General features: G+C 57.4%; 25 protein-coding genes. 21 read left to right on the plus strand and 4 right to left on the minus strand.

Going from position 1 to position 18,081, the window contains the following annotated elements:
• Nucleotides 1-138: 138 nt before the first annotated feature.
• The 12 genes from MLE64_RS14885 (at nt 139) to MLE64_RS14940 (ending at nt 10,359) form a co-directional block, all read left to right on the plus strand.
• Nucleotides 139-615, plus strand: coding sequence for a hypothetical protein (locus tag MLE64_RS14885; protein WP_243318916.1), 477 nt, complete (start codon nt 139-141; stop codon nt 613-615).
• 135 nt (nt 616-750) lie between these two features.
• Entirely contained in the window at nt 751-1,173 is a 423-nt protein-coding gene (locus MLE64_RS14890; protein WP_243318918.1) for a hypothetical protein, read from the plus strand.
• 1,174 nt (nt 1,174-2,347) lie between these two features.
• Nucleotides 2,348-2,917 (plus strand): hypothetical protein, encoded by a 570-nt coding sequence (locus MLE64_RS14895; RefSeq protein WP_243318920.1) that lies wholly within the window; start codon nt 2,348-2,350, stop codon nt 2,915-2,917.
• A gap of 158 nt (nt 2,918-3,075) precedes the next feature.
• Nucleotides 3,076-3,489, plus strand: a complete 414-nt coding sequence (locus MLE64_RS14900; protein WP_243318923.1) for a hypothetical protein — start codon at nt 3,076-3,078, stop codon at nt 3,487-3,489.
• A gap of 152 nt (nt 3,490-3,641) precedes the next feature.
• Nucleotides 3,642-4,136, plus strand: a complete 495-nt coding sequence (locus MLE64_RS14905) for a hypothetical protein (protein ID WP_243318925.1) — start codon at nt 3,642-3,644, stop codon at nt 4,134-4,136.
• 873 nt (nt 4,137-5,009) lie between these two features.
• Nucleotides 5,010-5,948: an SEL1-like repeat protein gene (locus MLE64_RS14910; RefSeq protein WP_243318927.1), complete on the plus strand. Its 939-nt coding sequence runs from the start codon at nt 5,010-5,012 to the stop codon at nt 5,946-5,948.
• Between the two features lie 175 nt (nt 5,949-6,123).
• The gene (locus MLE64_RS14915; RefSeq protein WP_243318929.1) at nt 6,124-6,465 is read left to right on the plus strand and encodes a YciI family protein; all 342 of its coding nucleotides are present in this window, start codon (nt 6,124-6,126) and stop codon (nt 6,463-6,465) included.
• 150 nt (nt 6,466-6,615) lie between these two features.
• Nucleotides 6,616-7,257 (plus strand): hypothetical protein, encoded by a 642-nt coding sequence (locus MLE64_RS14920; protein ID WP_243318931.1) that lies wholly within the window; start codon nt 6,616-6,618, stop codon nt 7,255-7,257.
• Nucleotides 7,258-7,413: 156 nt separating this feature from the next.
• Complete coding sequence (locus MLE64_RS14925) at nt 7,414-7,911, plus strand: TspO/MBR family protein (protein WP_243318933.1); 498 nt, start codon at nt 7,414-7,416, stop codon at nt 7,909-7,911.
• A 146-nt stretch (nt 7,912-8,057) separates the two neighbouring features.
• The gene (locus tag MLE64_RS14930) at nt 8,058-8,537 is read left to right on the plus strand and encodes a hypothetical protein (RefSeq protein ID WP_243318935.1); all 480 of its coding nucleotides are present in this window, start codon (nt 8,058-8,060) and stop codon (nt 8,535-8,537) included.
• Between the two features lie 149 nt (nt 8,538-8,686).
• A complete protein-coding gene (locus MLE64_RS14935) occupies nt 8,687-9,574 on the plus strand; it encodes an alpha/beta fold hydrolase (protein ID WP_243318937.1) in 888 nt (295 codons plus the stop codon).
• A gap of 245 nt (nt 9,575-9,819) precedes the next feature.
• Nucleotides 9,820-10,359: a DinB family protein gene (locus MLE64_RS14940; RefSeq protein ID WP_243318939.1), complete on the plus strand. Its 540-nt coding sequence runs from the start codon at nt 9,820-9,822 to the stop codon at nt 10,357-10,359.
• Between the two features lie 183 nt (nt 10,360-10,542).
• Here the strand turns inward: MLE64_RS14940 and MLE64_RS14945 are convergent, their stop codons facing one another.
• Nucleotides 10,543-10,845: a type II toxin-antitoxin system RelE/ParE family toxin gene (locus MLE64_RS14945; RefSeq protein WP_279343161.1), complete on the minus strand. Its 303-nt coding sequence runs from the start codon at nt 10,843-10,845 to the stop codon at nt 10,543-10,545.
• On the minus strand, nt 10,833-11,102 hold the full coding sequence (locus MLE64_RS14950; RefSeq protein ID WP_243318942.1) for a type II toxin-antitoxin system Phd/YefM family antitoxin: 270 nt from the start codon (nt 11,100-11,102) through the stop codon (nt 10,833-10,835). Before MLE64_RS14950 ends, MLE64_RS14945 begins: the two co-directional genes overlap by 13 nt.
• Before the next feature lie 624 nt (nt 11,103-11,726).
• Here MLE64_RS14950 and MLE64_RS14955 point away from each other — a divergent pair.
• The 6 genes from MLE64_RS14955 to MLE64_RS14980 all read left to right on the plus strand — a co-directional run bounded on the left by MLE64_RS14955 (nt 11,727) and on the right by MLE64_RS14980 (nt 15,243).
• The gene (locus MLE64_RS14955; protein WP_243318944.1) at nt 11,727-12,302 is read left to right on the plus strand and encodes a hypothetical protein; all 576 of its coding nucleotides are present in this window, start codon (nt 11,727-11,729) and stop codon (nt 12,300-12,302) included.
• Nucleotides 12,303-12,469: 167 nt separating this feature from the next.
• Complete coding sequence (locus MLE64_RS14960) at nt 12,470-12,934, plus strand: GNAT family N-acetyltransferase (RefSeq protein WP_243318945.1); 465 nt, start codon at nt 12,470-12,472, stop codon at nt 12,932-12,934.
• Nucleotides 12,935-13,078: 144 nt separating this feature from the next.
• The gene (locus MLE64_RS14965) at nt 13,079-13,396 is read left to right on the plus strand and encodes an SdpI family protein (protein ID WP_243318948.1); all 318 of its coding nucleotides are present in this window, start codon (nt 13,079-13,081) and stop codon (nt 13,394-13,396) included.
• Between the two features lie 158 nt (nt 13,397-13,554).
• Nucleotides 13,555-13,974, plus strand: coding sequence for a YybH family protein (locus MLE64_RS14970; RefSeq protein ID WP_243318950.1), 420 nt, complete (start codon nt 13,555-13,557; stop codon nt 13,972-13,974).
• 162 nt (nt 13,975-14,136) lie between these two features.
• A complete protein-coding gene (locus MLE64_RS14975; RefSeq protein ID WP_243318953.1) occupies nt 14,137-14,580 on the plus strand; it encodes a GNAT family N-acetyltransferase in 444 nt (147 codons plus the stop codon).
• Nucleotides 14,581-14,757: 177 nt separating this feature from the next.
• Complete coding sequence (locus MLE64_RS14980) at nt 14,758-15,243, plus strand: hypothetical protein (RefSeq protein WP_243318955.1); 486 nt, start codon at nt 14,758-14,760, stop codon at nt 15,241-15,243.
• Between the two features lie 100 nt (nt 15,244-15,343).
• Here the strand turns inward: MLE64_RS14980 and MLE64_RS14985 are convergent, their stop codons facing one another.
• The gene (locus MLE64_RS14985) at nt 15,344-15,703 is read right to left on the minus strand and encodes a hypothetical protein (RefSeq protein WP_243318958.1); all 360 of its coding nucleotides are present in this window, start codon (nt 15,701-15,703) and stop codon (nt 15,344-15,346) included.
• Here MLE64_RS14985 and MLE64_RS14990 point away from each other — a divergent pair.
• The 3 genes from MLE64_RS14990 to MLE64_RS15000 all read left to right on the plus strand — a co-directional run bounded on the left by MLE64_RS14990 (nt 15,702) and on the right by MLE64_RS15000 (nt 17,705).
• Nucleotides 15,702-16,058, plus strand: a complete 357-nt coding sequence (locus tag MLE64_RS14990; protein ID WP_243318960.1) for a hypothetical protein — start codon at nt 15,702-15,704, stop codon at nt 16,056-16,058. The genes MLE64_RS14985 and MLE64_RS14990 overlap by 2 nt on opposite strands.
• Before the next feature lie 350 nt (nt 16,059-16,408).
• The gene (locus tag MLE64_RS14995; RefSeq protein ID WP_243318963.1) at nt 16,409-17,230 is read left to right on the plus strand and encodes a class I SAM-dependent methyltransferase; all 822 of its coding nucleotides are present in this window, start codon (nt 16,409-16,411) and stop codon (nt 17,228-17,230) included.
• Between the two features lies 1 nt (nt 17,231).
• Nucleotides 17,232-17,705 carry a methyltransferase family protein gene (locus tag MLE64_RS15000; RefSeq protein WP_243318965.1) on the plus strand — a complete coding sequence of 158 codons (474 nt, stop codon included), beginning with the start codon at nt 17,232-17,234 and terminating at the stop codon, nt 17,703-17,705.
• 4 nt (nt 17,706-17,709) lie between these two features.
• On the opposite strand, the gene MLE64_RS15005 is transcribed toward MLE64_RS15000, so the two are convergent.
• Nucleotides 17,710-18,069: a carboxymuconolactone decarboxylase family protein gene (locus MLE64_RS15005; RefSeq protein WP_423748267.1), complete on the minus strand. Its 360-nt coding sequence runs from the start codon at nt 18,067-18,069 to the stop codon at nt 17,710-17,712.
• Between the last annotated feature and the right edge of the window lie 12 nt (nt 18,070-18,081).

An 18,081-nucleotide genomic window follows, 5' to 3' on the forward strand; every position in this document is an offset into this window, starting at 1 on the left:
GGCCCCTAACCCTCCGCTCAACTCGGACCCAGCCTGCATTGTCTTCCGCTCTATCTCAACTTCTCGCTTCCTCGGCTCCGCTCAACGCCTCGGTGCAGGCGGGGCCGGTTAGCTTCATTCGTTAGGCCGTCGATGCGCATGAATCATATCTTCAAGGCTGGTTTCATAGTCATAGCCGCAATGGCTCTTGATGCTGCGCCAAAGGTAAAGCCGGGGATTTCGATTCAACGGTTACAGGTGAGTGAACTTCAAGATGGCGCAATTAGCTACGCCTACTTTACGGATAAACCTAAGGGAGTTGGCTGCGAATGGGCAACATCACCTCAAATCGCCGCTCCCTCCAAAGTTGATCCGCATCAACTCGCCATTCGGATTAATGGTCGACTTCACCATCTCCAACTTTCAGAAGGTCATAGCCGCAATGGCCCTAAATCATTCGATGGCACTACCTATCGGCTCTTCAGGGAATGGTCAGACAACGAAGTCAAAATTGAAATTTACGAAAATCGTATTGAAGAAAACGACTCACAAAGGTGTACACAGGGTTTACTGATCGTGACCATTGGCGAAGATTCTAAGCGTTTCCCACTCTGGGGGCTACACGGATGCGAGTAGCGATCGGCCTAACCCTCCGCTCAAGTCGGACCCCGCCTGCATTGCCTTCCGCTCTGTCTCAACATTTTGCTATCTCGGCTCCGTTCACCGTCTCGGTGCAGGCGTGGCCGCTTAGCTTCCTTCGTTAGGCGCTCCATGCAGATCACATCACTTCCCACCGAAAAGGTGATCATGGTGTTGGCCCTTTGTTTGGTCAGTTCATGCACTTCTGTCATTGCGCACTACGATCACCGAGGGGCAGGTACTGTTTGGGTTGAGCAAACACATGGCGGTCCCAAAATTGGCACTGGTGCAGTCATATACAGGCAGAACGATTATTTCGAATTGAGCTTTCATGAAAGGTCCAATACCTACAGTTCGGCGAATATGGAGGTTCGGATCGGGTCTAGATACGATTCGAAATCCAGAATTCTCAACCGCTTCGAAGGCGGTGTCCAAATTGATCGAGAACAGTCGGTCATTGAAATCACCATCGTTGAGATCCTGTCTGATGGCAAGAAATCGCCTCTTCCCATTAACGGGCGCCATAAACTCAAGCCGGGCCAAATGCTTCCCTAGCGCCTAACCCTCCGCTCAAGTCGGACCCCGCCTGCATTGCCTTCCGTTCTCTCTCATTATTTCGCTATCACGGCTCCGCTCATCGCCTCGGTGCAGGCGTGGCCGCTTAGCTTCATTCGTTAGGGCTCCCACTTCGATGAGGAATTCCTGGCCCGTTCTTCTTCCATTGCTGATGAACGTCCTTGCCTGCTCGTCAGGGAAATCCGTCATTCCCGAGATTCAAACCTTGGCCCGCGTTGAATCACCCGATGGCCGGTATGAAGCCAGATTGGATCGCATCATTGGTGGGCCTTGGATGGGTGGTGCCGTCGTTTGGCAAGAGTTGCGAGTGGTTCCACGGAATGCCGTGGTCCATCCGGGCCAAGATGAGCCGAGCATTACTCTCACTTCCAATGAGGAAGACAATTCACCCTCAGTTGGCCTTCGTTGGGCATCGTCTGCCAAACTAGTTGTCACCCCAACAGGTCCAAGCTCAATTAAGCAAGTCCGCCAATCCATCGGCAATGTCGAGATTTCCATCTCCCAACAATGATCGCCCTAACCCTTAGCTCAACTCGGACCCCGCCTGCATTGCCTTCCGCCCTCTCTCAACATTTCGCTACCTCGGCTCCGTTCATCGCCTCGGTGCAGGCGTGGCCGGTTAGCTTCATTCGTTAGGTAGCCCAACATGCGCTCGCGAATTGCCTGTCTAGTTATCGCGGTCTCGGTGCTCACTGGCTGTTCATCTACCCCTGAGAAGGCCCCGACACTTGCTCAGGCAGCTGCATTCCCAAAGGAATTTCAACCTGGAGCAAGGGCTGTGGCTGCTTCCATTCAGCAACACGGTGAGAATCCCTCAGAGTTCCATGCCGTAGTTGAGGGACCGATAAATGGCACTCTCATTTTCCATCTCTGGCATCAGAGTGCTTTCACCCCGGAAAACAGGAACCCGGCTCTCGTTGGCAACCCTGGTGGCAAATGCCGTGATGTAACTTTTGATATCGCCACCAACAAAGTCCTCTCAACTGCACTTTGGCAGTGACCGGCCTACCTAACCCTCCGCTCAACTCGGACCCCGCCTGCATTGCCTTTCGCTCTCTCTCAACTTCTCGCTTCCTCGGCTTCGCTCAGCGCCTCGGTGCAGGCGGGTCCGGTTAGCTTCATTCGTTAGGCATGCCTCTAGAGAGTCGTTCAGATGAATGAAGCGTTCAATTATTGGCTCATTGGGATTCAATACTTACGTTTAGCGGAAGCAGCGTGTAATGAACTGGTTGGCCGAGAGAATGCATCTGGGGTTGTATTTATTGGAGCGGTAGATTGGGACGAGTACCTTGAAGCGACTAAGTGGTCCGATCACAGCATTGGGATTGCAATTTTATTCAATTTCTTTCATGGAATCGAAGTTCTCCTCAAAGGATTCCTATCATTGAAAGCAGCCAGTCCGCCGCGGCACCACAGGCTTTCAGAAATTCTTATGGAGTTTGAAAAGGAATACCCTGGTACTCGCCTTTCAAGCCTTGTTCGCGAATACACGGAAGAGCTGTGCCCCTACTCCCCTCTTGGCCAGTTTTTCAGAACGAACGCGATATCGGTGGATGAGTGGTACGAGGCATTAAAATATCCCGAGTCAAAAAGCGGTCGTTCTTATCGGCACACGGACTTAAAATATGGCGGCCTTGACACAGTTCACTTTTGGAAATCTATCGGCAATACAGCCATTCTTCTGCGAAAAGAGGCTGTACAACTATCTAGGTCCATCGATTGAATCGCACCGCATGCCCAACCTCTCGCTCAAGTCGGACCCCGCCTGCATTGCCTTCCGCTCTCTCTCACCATTTTGCTATCCCGGCTCCGCTCATCGCCTCGGTGCAGGCGGTGCCGCTTAGCTTCATTCGTTAGGCTTCACCACAAGGAGTCACCAAGATGCCTCGAAAAGTCATCGCTCCTTTGCTTCTTACTTCACTGATCTTCACCCTCGCTGGATGCACCGGCCCTGTTTGGGTCCGGGCACGTCCCGAAGGCGGGTATGTGCGCGCCCAAGGGTATAGCCACGAAGACAACTCTCGCATCACTGCTGAACTTAAAATTTTCGGCACCATCGATCCGAGTTCCATTTCATTTGAAGGGGCTTCTCCGCAAGAATTGAAAATCGAATATCAGTCAGATGAAGCAACTGTGCGTTGGTCAGTGCCAGGAGATCGGATTGGTAAATGGAACAAAGCTCCGTATTTCATTCTTGGGCGAAGTAAGGATCGACCTTTCAAAATTCGAGTCGACTGCCAGCCTAAACACACCATTCTTACCGAGATGATTCTCATTCCGGGGGCTCGGTTGTAAAACCAAACCAGAACTGGTTCTTCAGCCTAACCCTCAGCTCAACTCGGACCCCGCCTGCATTGCCTTTCGCTCTCTCTCAACTTCTCGCTTCCTCGGCTCCGCTCATCGTCTCGGTGCAGGCGGGGCCGGTTAGCTTCATTCGTTAGGACGCCATGAATCAACTCAAAATTCCCCTTGGCTTTCTATTGACCACCATGGCGTTCTCTTCGCTAAAAGCGGAAGAGCCGAAGGAACGCTTCAGGGTCGGGCTTGTTGCTAGTTTCCCGATTTCAGATTTCAAAGATTCGACCTCATCAGCAGGGCCAGGCATTTCTGCTGGCTGGAGTTTCTGGACTATATCCCCCAACACCAGTGCAGGCATGTATCTCGAAAATGGTTGGTACTCCGCGGATTCAGGTACGGCAGTTCTAACTAACCTAGGCTTTGAGATGAGGTCGAGATTAAATGGTGGATTCTATGACCGGTATGGAATTGGTGCTGTCCGTGTGAAAGCACCGACTTCAGAAGCTACGATCAAACTCGGTGGCGTTTTTGGGTTTGGTTATAGGTTTAGCGATGCAGTTGGAATTGAGCTTTATGGGGCATTCCTGGCCTCATCTCAACCCCCTGCTTCAACGTTGAACATGGCCGTTGTATGGAATTTCTAGCTGCCCAAAATGAACCAAGCAAACCGCCTGGCGCCCTAACCCTCCGCTCAACTCGGACCCTGCCTGCATTGTCTTCCGCTCTCTCTCAGCTTCTCGCTTCCTCGGCTCCGCTCAGCGCCCCGGCGCAGGCGGGTCCGGTTAGCTTCATTCGTTAGGCAGCCCAATGGAATTCTCAGAATCACCTGGCATTGGCAAGCCGAAATCAAATCGGTTCAAAATTCGTGCGAGTATCTTATTTTTGATCTCAACAATCCTGTTTACATACACCGTCATTTGCAACGTATTCTATTATCGATCCAAAAAAGAACTGACCAGCCAATACGCATTGATTCATTCCTTTTATATTCAATCGTCACCAGCAATAGAAGGTTTTGCCTTAAGGTATGCTTCCTCACGCATTGTTCAAGTCAAAGCCCAAAGTAACCACGGGCATCTAGTTTCTCCGTTTAATTCTGACGATTTCGAATTCATAAAAACAAAATATGTTCTACTCGATAACATCGCCTTCGAAATTCTAGGCAAATTACAATTTCGAGAAGTCCCTGAAAATTTATCCGATATAGTTGAACTAAATAAATTTCTGATTTCCTCAAACAAATTACAAATTCAATATTCAAAATCAGTCGACGACTACAATAGTACTTGTAAAACAATGCATCAATTACTTCCATCCTTTTTAATTCTTGATCTGGAAACAAACCCAGGAGATTTTCGGAGCTAGCAACTTGGTCGTATCGCAAGGCTGTCTAACCTCTCGCTCAACTCGGACCCCGCCTGCATTGCCCTCCGCTCTCTCTCAACATTTCGCTTCCTCGGCTCCGTTCATCGTCTCGGTGCAGGCGGGTCCGGTTAGCTTCATTCGCTAGGCATTCCATGATCGCTTCGACAGTTCTATGGATGGTCGTTATGGTCCTTGTCCCTCGCTCGGGGCCAAGGATCAACCCTCAAGAACTTCCTGCACTTGCTGCTGATCCAAAGCTGTCTGAAAGACTCGGATCAAAGGCTGAGGCAGAAGGGAAATATGCGGAGGCAAGAAGGCATTACGAAGAGGCTTGTCGCCTCGATGCAGATTGGGGAGAAGAAAATCAGCCTCCATTCGGAGAGGCAAGCGTCCTCCTCAAACTTGCACGACTGCTTCGCGATCCAAAGTGCGGTCCTCCCGACCTCACACGGGCCGGGCGCTGTTATGTGGCCGCACTTGGCATCGGTTCAAACCAATGGAGTGCAGAAGCCTGGATTGAACTGATCAAAATGTATCGAGATGGTCTAGGTGTGCCAAAGGATCCTGGATTTTCAAAGCATCTGTTGGAGGAATTTCGATTCAAGGCGGGAAATATGCACTGGTCCAAAGAGGACAGTCGTCGCCTTGCACTGATGTGGGAGAAAGGAGATTTCCTACCAAGAAACCTACTTGCTGCATCCAGTCAATTTTATTTGGCTGGCGACATAGCATCCGCCCGCAAAGCCTTAGAGAAAGGGGCCGATGAAGGCGATCCATCTGCATGTGAAAAATTGGCATGGTCCTATCAGGGCCAAGGTTTGGTAGTCACCGACATCGACCCAAAAAGGGCTAACGCGTACTTGCTGAAAGCCAAGTCTCTTCGTTCAGCGATTACCTCGCCCAAGCCCCAAACCAATCCTGAGAAGCCAAGAGTAGCCATGAGGGCCTGGGGTGGCGATGCCGGCCCTCCACAAGAAGCAAGTGATGAATCACTAGGGTCCGAAAAACAGCATGAACTCTCCCAAACCCCTGACCCCGTCCGTGGGCTTTATCATCGACTTTGGGCAGAGTACCTGTCCCCAAAGGATTGAGTGAATGCCTAACCCTCCGCTCAACTCGGACCCCGCCTGCATTGCCTTCCGCTCTCTCTCGGCTTCCCGCTTCCTCGGCTCCGCTGGTCGCCTCGGCGCGGGCGGGTCCGGTTAGCTTCATTCGTTAGGCCTCTCACAATCTTCAAAGCCATCATCGATCCAGGCACGGAGCACCATGGCCAAATACCTGATCTCCTTCCCCAGTGCTGCGATGGTCGTTCCCAGCGGCGAGCTAGAGGCAGTGGGCCACGCTGCGCACGCCGTGATTGAAGAGGCGAAGGCCGCTGGCGTTTACATCTTCGGCGGTGGCATCGACGAAGATGTGCCGCCAGTGCTCGTTTCGTCCGATGGCACGATCTCTATGGGCGGTTACCCGTGGGCGCCCACGCTCGATGGCGGATTCACCGTGCTCGAGCTGCCCTCGCGCGAAGAGGCCATCGCGTGGGCTACACGGATCGCCAAGGCTTGCCGCTGTGACCAAGAGCTACGCGTCTTCGGGCTCGACCCGCAGTCCTAAAGGCGCACGGACGCATATCGGCCTAACCCCTAGCTCAACTCGGACCCCGCCTGCATTGCTTTTCGCTCTCTCTCAACTTCTCGCTTCCTCGGCTCCGCTCAGCGCCTCGGTGCAGGCGGGTCCGGTTAGCTTCATTCGTTAGGCGCATCGATGATCGCTCCAATGAGAATTAAGCTGATATCCGTTGCAATCATGGCGATCTGTGAATTCGCCTGCCTTGGACCAAATACATTCACTGTTCCAAAGACACAGAAGAAAATCGGAAACTTAGGATTCCTGATTGATATCCCAATTCCAGGAGTTCCAATTGAGTGTCAGTTCCCGGGCAATGGGATAGTGAATTATGATTTTTACTTGAATTCGAGAGAATTCAAGCCTGCCAAACTATTTTCTGTTGAATGGATAAGCCGGAAGGGCAAGCAGCCCCTGAGCGAGAAGGAAGTAGACACATATTTGGTGGACTTCATTCCCAAATATTTGACACATAATTTTGAAAACGGGAATTACACACTTCTATTCTCAAGCCCAGTTGTTCTCAATAATGAATTCGCTGGAACATTATTCGTGGGTTCTGGTCATCACAATGGCGGTCAGCCAGGTTCAATCTATCTAATCACTGTTTACTTCGATCATCACTGGGCCATGATTTATTCTTTAAATACGAACACGATTGAGAAAGATAACCCATCGCTTCGTTCCATGGAATCAGTTGCTGGCCTGCCCGCGTTTGGCAATTTCAGCAAATTTGCAGACTCATTTGATTTGGACCTACCTTACAAACCCCGGAAGTGAGTAGGTGCCAGATGCGCCTAACCCTCCGCTCAACTCGGACCCCGCCTGCATTGCCTTCCGCGCTCTCTCAGCTTCCCGCTTCCTCGGCTTCGCTCATCGCCTCGGTGCAGGCGTGGCCGGTTAGCTTCACTCGTTAGGTGTTCCCTCGGGGCTTTAATGACCAAATATCCAATGTCCAAGCAAGTTCTAGGCTTCTTTGGGTGGCTCTCCATTTGCTTTGCAACCGCAGCCCTTGGCGCCCTCGCTTCCGCACAAGCTGGATCTTTCTACAAGGCACTCATTCGCCCACTATGGGCACCACCCGGATGGCTCTTCGGTCCGGTTTGGACTGTTCTCTACATCATGATGGCCATTTCAGCCTGGCTTATATGGCGGGAATACGGTCTTCGAAAGGCCGGTCCCGAGCTCGCTCTGTTCGTTTTCCAACTAGCCGTAAATGCCCTATGGACTTGGTTGTTCTTTGTTTGGCATCTCGGCGCCCTGGCGTTCGCTGAGATCCTATTTTTGTGGCTGTTGATCATCGCCACCGCAATTATGTTCTGGCGCCGAAATCGTTTTGCGGGTGCTTTGCTTATCCCCTATTTAGCCTGGGTGTCTTTCGCTTCCGTTCTCACCTGGGCAGTATGGAAAAGCAATCCCCACATCCTTGCCTAACCCTTAGCTCAACTCGGACCCCGCCTGCATTGCCTTCCGCTCTCTCTCATCCACTCACCTCCTCGGCTCCGCTCATCGCCTCGGCACAGGCGGGGCCGGTTAGCTTCATTCGTTAGGCGTTCCCACCTTCATTCCGGATGGTTGTCATGAGCGCTCAATCGGTTTTCACGTTCCTTCTTTCTCTGGCGTGCACAACCCTACCTGCCCAGGTAGATGCAGCTGCATATCTTCCAAGGTCGTTTGATCAGATCCTCATCGAGAGGAAACCGTGTGCAGATCCTGCATCAGACCTTAATGTGTGCACGGAAATTCACAAATATCAAACCCAACTGACATATCTAAATGAGATACGCCCAATTACCGGCCGAAAGGCTGAACTACTAAAGGGCCTCCAAACCTCATGGAAGGCCCTGCCAAATGTCGTTCAGTTTTTCGCCATGTACCATCAGGAAATACTGGTTACCTACAAAGGCACCAAGGTATGGATCCCAATCCAAGACTCTTTAATCCCTGAAGTGAAGCAATACTTGAAACCAAACCATGACTTCTTGGCGTTCCTAGTGGTTCCAGGCGCTCTAAAATCAGAGTTGGTCTTCGTTCTGACAAGATTCGATGAACTTGATTAGGGGTTCGGGCCGGGTACGCCTAACCCTCCGCTCAACTCGGCCCCCGCCTGCATTGCCCGCCGCTCTCTCTCATCGTTCCGCTTCCTCGGCTTCGTTCAGCGCCTCAGTGCAGGCGGGTCCGGTTAGCTTCATTCGTTAGGCTGCGCGGCGTGTTCAACCTCGCCAACAGGAAAGGTCCAAACATGAAGAGGACGGCTTTTCTCCTGACGATGTTTCTGCCAGCTGCCTTAGTGGCGCAGCATCAACCTACGACGGGTTACGCCCCGGTGAACGGTCTCAAGATGTACTACGAGATCCACGGGAGCGGCGACCCGGTGGTCCTGCTCCACGGCGCGTTCATGACGATCACCAACAACTGGACCGGGTGGATTGACGAGCTCTCCAAAACGCGGAAAGTGATCGCCGTCGAGATGCAAGGCCATGGGCGCACGGCGGACATCCCACGCGACATCACCTCCGAGAACCTCGCCGACGATGTGGCGGCTCTGCTCGATTACCTGAAAATCCCACGCGCGGACCTCCTCGGGTACAGCATGGGCGGCGGCGTGGCCATGCGGTGTGCGATCCGTCATCCGGACAAAGTGCGAAAGGTCGTCGTCATTTCGTCGATGCTCCGCCGGGACGGCGTGGTCAAGGAAGGGCAGGACGCCCTCGCGACACTCACCGCGGACGCCTTTAAAGGTTCGCCCATTGAAGTCGAGTACAAGAGACTGAACCCGAATCCGGACGATTTCCCGAAGTTCGTCAAGCGGGTCCTCGCCATGGATTCGAAAGGGCGCGACATTGGCGACGATCAACTGAAGGCCACCCCGGCGCCGATGTTCTTCATCCACGGTGACTCGGATGGTGTACGGCTCGAGCACGTCGCGGAAATGTTTCGCCTGAAAGGCGGCGGGATCCACGGCGACATCAAGCCGCTCCCCGCCTCGCGATTGGCCATCCTGCCCGCCACGACGCACGTGACGCTGATGCAGCGCATGTCCGTCATCGTCCCGATGGTGAATGACTTTCTTGACGCCAAGCAACCAAAGCCATAAGAGAAGTCCCGTACCTCAAACCACTCAGCCCAGATATTCATCTAGATTCCATCTCGCAGCCTAACCCTGTGCTCAACTCGGACCTCGCCTGCATTGCCCTCCGCTCTCTCTCAACTTCTCGCTTCCTCGACTCCGTTCAGCGCCTCGGTGCAGGCCGGTCCGGTTCGCTTCATTCGTTAGGCCTTCCTCGAAAATCCAAAACCCAGGTCCCTTCTTAAAAACCCAGCAGCAATAGGATGCTTGTCATGAACCCATCCAAGCCTTCTCTTGATGAACTTGTGGCGGTGCTGGAACGAACGCCCGCTAGTCTCGCGAAGTTGCTCGAAGGATTACCTGAAACCTGGGTGACAGCGACCGAGGGCGATAACACTTGGTCCCCGTACGATGTCCTCGGCCATCTCATCCATGGCGAGAGAGTCAACTGGATTCCTCGAGCACGGCACATCCTGGCTGGAGAGACGCGACCATTTGATCCATTCGATAGAACTGCCCAGTTCAATCAAAGCCAAGGCAAACCGCTTTCAGAGTTGCTCACGACCTTTGAATCACTTCGACGCGATAACGTCTCTGTTCTACTCGAAATGAACCTTACGAACGCAGACCTTGATCGTGTCGGTCTACACCCTGAACTTGGGAATGTAACATTGGCGCAGCTATTGGCAACGTGGGCTGTCCATGACCTTGACCATCTTGGACAGATTGCCCGAACGATGGCAAAGGTTTGCGCCAGTGCCGTAGGACCATGGGCGAATTACTTATCGATCTTAAAGGATCGTCGGCATTAAGTGGCTCAACTACGGACAGTTCGGCTTAGGTAGCCCTCCGCTCAGCTCGGGCCCCGCATGCGTTGCCCTCCGCCCTCTCTCAACTTCCCGATTCCTCGGCTCCGCTCAGCGCCTCGGTGCAGGCGGGGCGGTTAGCTTCTTTCGTTAGGCCCGGCCCAGAGAAGGTGTCCACCCAGACCACACCTAGTTGTCAATCAGCATTTCAAGCCTGAGCAGTTGCTCTACCCGAAGCACGGTGACAACCCATATGGTGCTTCCGGCCCGGCGATAGATGACTCGACAGGGATAGGCAGTTACTTCGCGGTGAGGCAATCCCTTGAAAACCACTTTTCCCATCTCTGGATGCTCTCGCAAGTGCTCCAAGAGTTTCTCGACATGCGCAGCAATCTTGGAGGTAGCGTCAGGATTGTCCATCGCGATGAATTGAAGGATCTCGTTCAACTGCCGATGGGCTCGTGGAGCAAACCTGATGCTTAGCGTTGCCATTTCTTCAGGTCCGCTTTGACGTTCTTCCAGCTAACGCTCAGTCCTTGCCCGATTTCCATTTCGCCCATGGCAATCTCCTCGAGCACGGCCAGGCGGTTCGTCAGCATGTGGTAAGCCTCTGGGTCCATGATCACGCCAGCTTCCCGCCCGTGCTCCGTGACCATGACGGGTTGTTTGGTGGCCCGCACTTGCTCGAAAATCTCTGCGGTGTGTCGTCGCACTTCTGTAAGGGGTGTAAGGTTTGGGCTCAGGTTCACAGCATCACCTCAAACAAAGTATAACTATTCTTGCACTTTTTGCAATTCCTGGGCCCAGCTCACCGCTCAACTCGGACTCCGCTCGCATTTCCTTCCGCCCTCTCTCGGCTTCCTGCTTCCTCGGCTTCATTCAGCGCCTCGGTGCAGGCGGGGCCGGTTAGCTTCATTCGTTAGGCGTCTCGGATGCGCCCCACCGAATTCATCAACCTCTTCGCAGTTCTTCTTGGGGCTCTCTATGTGGGGATAGCATCAGGTTTTATCGCTCTAATCGCCCCTATCCCAATCTCGCCCAGAGCTCGATCGTGGGTCGCATACGGTGCCCCGGTCGCACTCGCGACCATGCTCGATCTTCCTGCCCATCTGGGACCGAGGCACTTACCCCAGCTGCGGTTGGGATGTCGTGGCGATTCTGTTATGGGCAACTGTGGGCATGGTGGTTTCCATTCTCGTGGCCAATTACAAAGAGCGTCGATCTAAACTTAAAATCAATCCGACGCCTAGCCCTTAGCTCAACTCGGACCCCGCCTGCATTGCCTTCCGCTCTCTCTCAACTTCCCACTTCCTCGGCTCCGCTCGTCGCCTCGGTGCAGGCAGGGCCATCTAGCTTCATTCGTCAGGCGCTCCATGCTTCCCGAATCCTTCGCCATTATCGGTGCCATCATCGGGTCGCTCGGCGGCTTCTATTACTTATACGAAACCATCGCCGGCAAAGCCCAACCCAACCGCATCACGTGGCTGCTTTGGGGTGTTTTCCCGATGGTTATTTTTGTGGCGCAAAGGGCGCAAGGCGTAAAGAGTTTATCCTGGGCGTCCTTTGCCGCCGGCTTTACGCCGTTGCTTATCGTTGCTGTATCTTTCTTCAACAAGAAGGCCTATTGGAGAAGCGAGCCCCGCGACTACTACCTGATGGCGGCGGCCATCATCGGCATCGTCCTCTGGGCCATGACCGACAATCCGAACCTGGCCATCCTGTTCTCGCTGCTGGCCGACATGCTGGCCGGCATACCGACCCTCATCAAGTCGTATCTCCATCCCCATTCAGAGAGCTGGGTTGCCTATGCCGTCAGCGCATTCGGTTTCGGAATAAGCTTTCTGTCGATTCGAACCCACAACTTTGAAAATACAACTTTTGTAGCGTATCTTTTCATTCTCAATGGCACCTTTGCGGTACTGGCCTCACGAAGCCGTAAGCATCAATAAGCGACCAGCTTCTTTCATCAACCTCGGCGCCAGCCCAACCCTCCGTTCTGCTTGGGCTTCGCCTGCCTGGCCTTCCGCCCCTTCTCAACCATTCGCTTCCTCGGCTCCGCTCCCTGGCCTGACGCAGGCGGATCCGGTTGGCTTCATTCATCAGGGGTCTCCGGCTCATGCCCACCATCGAAATCGCCACAACCAGAATGGACATTGATTCTGCGCGGGACCTTTTCCTCGAATATCAATCCCTCTTGGGGGTCGATCTCGGGTTCCAGTCGTTCGATGAAGAAGTCAACCGCCTGCCAGGCGACTACGCGCCTCCCGATGGAAGGCTGCTTCTCGCCAAAAAGGATGGCTTCCCGCTCGGGTGCATTGCCTTGCGGCGCATCTCCGCCACCAGGTGTGAGATGAAGCGCCTTTTTGTCAGGCCCCAAGGCAGGGGCCTGGGCGTTGGCAAAAAGCTTGTCGCCCGGCTCATCGCGGAGGCCCGGTCCATGGGATACGCCGAAATCGTCCTGGACACCCTGCCCACCATGACCGAGGCCCAGACCATGTACCTGGCCTTCGGTTTTCACGATATCGCCCCCTACCGTCCCAACCCCATTCCTGGGGCGCGGTTCCTGGGCCTGTCCCTGTGATCGGTCCACCCCTCTGTTCACCTCGGGCTCCCGCCTGCATTGGCTTCGGCGCATTCCCGCCTTCCCGCTTCCCAGGCTTCGTGAGCCGCCTTGGGGCGGGCGGAAACGGGTAACATCCTTCGTCAGACCGCCTCCGAGGTTCACATGCATCCGAACTTCCCGCTGCTGATCGCCTCCCTGGTCCTCGCCGCCCTCGCCCTTCCACTGGCCGTGAGATGGGTCCGCCCGAATCCGCTGTACGGCGTTCGAATCCACAGGAGCCTCCAGAACGAGCGGCTCTGGTTCAAGACCAACACGTTTGGCGGTTGGCTGCTGGTGGCGGTGGCCCTGCTCGGCGTCGGCCTCTCCATGGCCGGTTCGACCATCATCGGGTTCTCTGCCAGCTTCAATTGGCTCCTTTTTGTGGCTGCCCTTCTTGTCGCTCTGATCATGTCAACGGCCTACGCCTACCTTGCGGCGTAATCCCCGGGCTCAAGCCAGTCCATCCCCCAGGCCACAACGATATGGATCATGCCCTTCTCGCTCGAGTGCTCCAAGGTGACGAAGAATCCGCCTCCCGGTTTGGCAAACCTTGAATTCACCCTTCTCGACGACGGTCGCCTCATCAAGGAGCACCCACCATGTCAGCAGAAGCCGCAGCCGTCACGCGCGTGATCGAATCGTTCGCCGCATGCTGGAACCGACACGACATGAACGCGTTTGGGGCGTTGTTCTCGGCGGATGCCGAGTTCGTGAATGTGGTCGGCCTATGGTGGAAGGGGCGGGCAGAGATCCAGGCGGCCCACGAATTCACTCACCAAACCCTCTTCAGGGACAGCCGGTTGACCATCGGGGAAGTCTTCACGCGGTTCCCGGCGCCGCACCTCGCGATCGCGCGGTGCCGATGGAAGCTCGAGGGCCACGTCACGCCCGACGGGGCGCCACTGCCAGAGCGCAACGGCATCCTGCTGAACGTGCTGCGCCAGGAAGGCGGCGGGTGGTTCATCATTGATTCGCAGAACACCGACATCATTGAAGGGGTCGCGTCCAGGCCGCAGTAGTGGCAATCGTGATGTCGCCGGGTCGGCCGATGGCGCTGGACCTTCCGTTCACTTCTGACCCCACCGCATGGTCCTTCGCGCCCTCTCACCTCCCCGCTTCCTCGGCCTTGTTCGGCGCCCCGGCGCAGGCGGTGCCGGCCACCTTCCTTCGATAGGCAGCCCATGAGCCACCAGATCCGATCGGCCACCCTGTCAGATGCCTCTGACATCGCGCGCCTCTCGGACGCGCTCGGATACCCCGCCGAGCACGAGGAGATCGCCCGGCGCCTGGCCGTGCTGCTTCCCAATCCTTTGCATCTGGTCCTCGTGGCAGAACCGCTGGAGGGCCACGGCCTCCTCGGCTGGCTCGCCGCGGAGCAGCGCATCACCCTTGAATCTGGAACCAAGTTTGAGATCGTGGGGTTGGTCGTGGACGGAACGGCCCGGCGATCCGGAATCGGCAAAGCGCTGGTCCAAGCCGCGGAAGCGTGGGTCCTGGACCAATCGGGGACGGGCCTCGGTGTCAGGTCGAATGTCCTGCGCCCCGAGTCTCATGGGTTTTACGAATCGCTCGGCTACCTCCGCAAGAAGAGCCAGCACGTCTACCACAAGGGCCTGCCGACCTGACCCTCGCTCATCCGGGACCTTGCCTGCATGGCCTTCCGCATCCGTTCCCGCCTGGGCAGAATGAAGCAGCGATCCGCATATCCGTGGCTGCTCCTTCCACCCCGGGGCTCTCACGTACCTTTATTTTCTGCCCTTCATGGAGCCGTGATGAGCCTAGGAACCAGGTGTGCATTCGGGATGCTGCTGGTCCTGCCCTTGATGGGACAGGTGGCCGCCCGCCAGGGAACCGTGGCTGATGTGCGGCAAAGCGAGTTCTCGTCCCCGATGGTCCTCGAGCTGCCGATGGACCGGCTCAACGCCGCGGAACCCGGGGACATGTACTCGTTCACGGACCAGGGGACCTTCGTCTGTGATGACGTGTCCCTTCCCCTGGTCGTGGTGAAGAAGATCGTCAATGACAAGGCCAATCGGGTGGAGCTGAAGATCCAGTCCACGGCCTACGTGCGCCCCTCCTTCGACCGGAAGGTGGTCCTCCGCTATTCGGTCCTCCGCTCCGGCCAGGCGCTGGCGGCCTTCACGGAGCAGGAGATCTCGGCCAAGGAGAAGAAATACAGGTCCGACAGTTCCACCCTGGTAATACCCAAAGACGAGTTCGACAGCCTCTTCCAGGGTGGAAGCCGCGGGGTGCTCAAGATCGTCATGGTCGTCACCCCAGACCGATGACACGGCCTTAGACGGGTCCCGGCCGGCCCGGGCGTGCCCAGCCATGCTCTGACGGCCGCGGGACATGACCGCGAGAAGACGCCGCGGGATTCAAGCCCCCCTATCGCCGCCTTTCCTCGGCCTCGGCGTCCTCTTCCTCTTCATCCTCCTCGATGGCCGCCAGGGACACGGGATTCCCCCGAAGATCCAGGGGCGAACCATCGTCCGGGATGAAGATCTCGTGATCCGCGTCCCAGCGCCCGCTCATCTCATCGCCATCCGTGAAGAACCGGGCCTCCCCGGCCTCGGGAAACACGGCCACCCACCTTGCCTGGGTGCCATGCGGCTCGTAGGCGACGAGAACCCACCAGGACTCGCCGCGGCCCTCTGTGGTCTCGAGGGTTTCCATGAGCGTGTACGGCGGCGGGAAGGCCTGGCCGCGCATCTCATCCAGATCCCTGATCATCTTGGTGCGCAGCATGACCACCCTCCTCGGCCTGTCCCATGACGGAGAAGAAGGACGATCATACTCCGGACGCAAAGTACCGGATGCCAAGGATTCCGACCTGCGCGAGCCGCGGACGGGCCTATCTTCATCGATCGGAACACCCATCTTGCGGGGCGACTCAAACGATGCGGAGGTACCCATGAAGCCTGCTTCGTTCCTCGCCACGGCCTTTCTCGGAATCGTCGCCTTGGCCCATCTGGTGCGGGTGATTCTCGGGCTGGAAGTCCAGATCGGCCGGGCCCTCATCCCCTCCTGGATGAGCCTGGTGGCGTTCCTGTTCTGCGGGGCCCTGGCGACGATGCTGTACCGGGAAAGCCGCGCGGATTGACCGCGGCTGCCTGCTCGTCGGCGATCCCGCCTACTACCTCCGCTTCGGCTTCAGGCATGTCCCTTCGCTTCGCATCCACGACGTGCCGCCGGAGAATTTCATGTGCCTTCCCTTCTCCGGGGACATCCCGAGCGGGCTCGTCACGCATCACCCGGCCTTCTTCACGACGGCCTGACCCTCCGCCCGTGGGCCTCCGACCAAGGCAAGGGCCATCTTTTTACCAAGCGATGGGCCCTGGCGCCCCGGGGGAACCGGGCTATCTTCATTCCCGTGGCTTCCACAAGGATGCAGTCTCGATCTCACATCGTGGATCCGGCCCGAACGCCGCCGGTCCCCCCAGGGAGCTTCCCATGGCCGACCTGAGTCCAGACCAAGTGGCCGGGAACTGGGGTGCCATCGCCTCGGACTACGAGCGGGCCTTCGAGGGCCTGAGCGGTCAGTTCGCGGCGCACGCGCTGCGGCTGCTGGGCCTGCGGCGGGGCGAACGCGTGCTCGACGTGGCCGCGGGCACGGGAGCCTTCGGGCTGATGGCCGCGCGGGCCGGCGCGAAGGTCCTCGCGACGGACTTCGCCCCGGGCATGGTGCACCGGCTCCGCGAACGCATTGCTGAAGAACAGCTCTCGGGCATCTCCGCCGAGGTGATGGACGGGCAGGCCCTGGACGTTCCGGATGGAGCTTTCGACGCCGGCGCCTCGGTGCTGGGCCTGATCTTCTTCCCGAACATCGACCGGGGCCTGGCCGAGCTTCGGCGCGCCCTGCGTGGAGGCGGACGCGCCGCGATCGTCTGCTGGCGCGACCCCGCCAACCTGCAGCTGATGACGCTGGTGCGACAGGCGGTCCAGAAAGTCGCCCCCGAGTTCCAGCCCCCCACCGCGCCGCCCGTGTGGGCGAGGCTCAGCGGCGCCGAGACGCTGAAGGCCCGCATGGAAGCGGCCGGCTTCCGCGAGGTGGAGGTCGTGACGTCCACGGCCGTGCAGGAGATCGACGAGCCGGAGGCCTACTGGTCGGGCTTCACGCGGTCGGCGCCGCCCCTGGCCCACCTGTTCAGCCGGCTCGGGCCCGAGGCCACCGAAGCCGTGGGGCGCGAGTACATCGAGGCCCTCCGCACCCAGTCCCGCCGCGGGATGCCCGTCATGAGGGCGGAGGCCTGCATCGGCCTCGGCCGGGCCTGACATGGACGCGGACCGCACCGGCCCCGGGGTCCGCCTGCCGCCGCCCGTCGTGTTCATCGCGGGCCTGGGTCTTGGCTTCCTGCTCCAGCACCGCATTCCGCTGGCCTTCGCCGTGCCGGGGAACCCCCTTCCGCGGCTGCTGGGCGCCGTGCTCGTCCTCGGCTCAGGGGCCCTGGCGCTCTGGGGCTTCCTCACCTTCCGCCGGGCCCGCACCACGGTGCGGCCCGATCGCTCCGCCTCGGCACTCCTCACCGAGGGGCCCTTCCACTTCACCCGGAACCCCCTGTATCTCAGCCTCTCGCTGCTCCATGCCGGCGTGGCCCTGCTGGCGAACGCCCTCTGGCCCGCGCTCATGCTGCTGCCGGTCCTGCTCGTCATCCGCTTCCACGTCATCGCCCGGGAGGAGCGCCACCTGGCGGCCCGCTTCGGGGCGGAGTACGAGACCTACCTCCGGACCGTCCGACGCTGGTTCTGATCACCTACCGGTGATCGGGAACCCCCTCGGCCACTCGGGCGGCGTAGGCGTCCATGGCCCGGGCGGAGAACACGAGTGCGGCACCGGCATTGACGGCCACGGCCACACCCAGCGCCTCGGCGATCTCCTCCCGGCTGGCCCCCAGCTTCACCGCCGCATCGGTGTGGACGGCAATGCATCCGTCACAGCGTACGGTGACCGCCACGGCAAGGGAGATCAGCTCGCGGGTCTTGGCGTCGAGATGGCCGGTCTTCTGACCCGCCTCCCCCAGCATGCGGTAGCCCCGCGCGGTCTCGGGGCTCAGCCGGGCGAGATCGCCCACCCCCGCCCCGACCTGTTTCCGATAGCCGTTCCAGTCGAGCATCATGGCGGCACC

This window comes from Geothrix paludis (assembly GCF_022808815.1).
Taxonomy (GTDB): domain Bacteria; phylum Acidobacteriota; class Holophagae; order Holophagales; family Holophagaceae; genus Geothrix; species Geothrix paludis.

Excerpts from the sequence above, each read along its gene's own strand:
- MLE64_RS14970 (WP_243318950.1), top strand. The coding sequence starts at position 13,555 with ATGTCAGCAGAAGCCGCAGCCGTCACGCGCGTGATCGAATCGTTCGCC.
- MLE64_RS14915 (WP_243318929.1), top strand. The coding sequence starts at position 6,124 with ATGGCCAAATACCTGATCTCCTTCCCCAGTGCTGCGATGGTCGTTCCC.
- MLE64_RS14930 (WP_243318935.1), top strand. The coding sequence starts at position 8,058 with ATGAGCGCTCAATCGGTTTTCACGTTCCTTCTTTCTCTGGCGTGCACA.
- MLE64_RS14920 (WP_243318931.1), top strand. The coding sequence starts at position 6,616 with ATGATCGCTCCAATGAGAATTAAGCTGATATCCGTTGCAATCATGGCG.
- MLE64_RS14945 (WP_279343161.1), bottom strand. The coding sequence starts at position 10,845 with ATGGCAACGCTAAGCATCAGGTTTGCTCCACGAGCCCATCGGCAGTTG.
- MLE64_RS14965 (WP_243318948.1), top strand. The coding sequence starts at position 13,079 with ATGCATCCGAACTTCCCGCTGCTGATCGCCTCCCTGGTCCTCGCCGCC.
- MLE64_RS14980 (WP_243318955.1), top strand. The coding sequence starts at position 14,758 with ATGCTGCTGGTCCTGCCCTTGATGGGACAGGTGGCCGCCCGCCAGGGA.
- MLE64_RS14985 (WP_243318958.1), bottom strand. The coding sequence starts at position 15,703 with ATGCTGCGCACCAAGATGATCAGGGATCTGGATGAGATGCGCGGCCAG.
- MLE64_RS14960 (WP_243318945.1), top strand. The coding sequence starts at position 12,470 with ATGCCCACCATCGAAATCGCCACAACCAGAATGGACATTGATTCTGCG.
- MLE64_RS14975 (WP_243318953.1), top strand. The coding sequence starts at position 14,137 with ATGAGCCACCAGATCCGATCGGCCACCCTGTCAGATGCCTCTGACATC.
- MLE64_RS14885 (WP_243318916.1), top strand. The coding sequence starts at position 139 with ATGAATCATATCTTCAAGGCTGGTTTCATAGTCATAGCCGCAATGGCT.
- MLE64_RS14940 (WP_243318939.1), top strand. The coding sequence starts at position 9,820 with ATGAACCCATCCAAGCCTTCTCTTGATGAACTTGTGGCGGTGCTGGAA.
- MLE64_RS15000 (WP_243318965.1), top strand. The coding sequence starts at position 17,232 with ATGGACGCGGACCGCACCGGCCCCGGGGTCCGCCTGCCGCCGCCCGTC.
- MLE64_RS14890 (WP_243318918.1), top strand. The coding sequence starts at position 751 with ATGCAGATCACATCACTTCCCACCGAAAAGGTGATCATGGTGTTGGCC.
- MLE64_RS14990 (WP_243318960.1), top strand. The coding sequence starts at position 15,702 with ATGACCACCCTCCTCGGCCTGTCCCATGACGGAGAAGAAGGACGATCA.
- MLE64_RS15005 (WP_423748267.1), bottom strand. The coding sequence starts at position 18,069 with ATGCTCGACTGGAACGGCTATCGGAAACAGGTCGGGGCGGGGGTGGGC.
- MLE64_RS14900 (WP_243318923.1), top strand. The coding sequence starts at position 3,076 with ATGCCTCGAAAAGTCATCGCTCCTTTGCTTCTTACTTCACTGATCTTC.
- MLE64_RS14955 (WP_243318944.1), top strand. The coding sequence starts at position 11,727 with ATGCTTCCCGAATCCTTCGCCATTATCGGTGCCATCATCGGGTCGCTC.
- MLE64_RS14895 (WP_243318920.1), top strand. The coding sequence starts at position 2,348 with ATGAATGAAGCGTTCAATTATTGGCTCATTGGGATTCAATACTTACGT.
- MLE64_RS14910 (WP_243318927.1), top strand. The coding sequence starts at position 5,010 with ATGATCGCTTCGACAGTTCTATGGATGGTCGTTATGGTCCTTGTCCCT.
- MLE64_RS14905 (WP_243318925.1), top strand. The coding sequence starts at position 3,642 with ATGAATCAACTCAAAATTCCCCTTGGCTTTCTATTGACCACCATGGCG.
- MLE64_RS14925 (WP_243318933.1), top strand. The coding sequence starts at position 7,414 with ATGACCAAATATCCAATGTCCAAGCAAGTTCTAGGCTTCTTTGGGTGG.
- MLE64_RS14995 (WP_243318963.1), top strand. The coding sequence starts at position 16,409 with ATGGCCGACCTGAGTCCAGACCAAGTGGCCGGGAACTGGGGTGCCATC.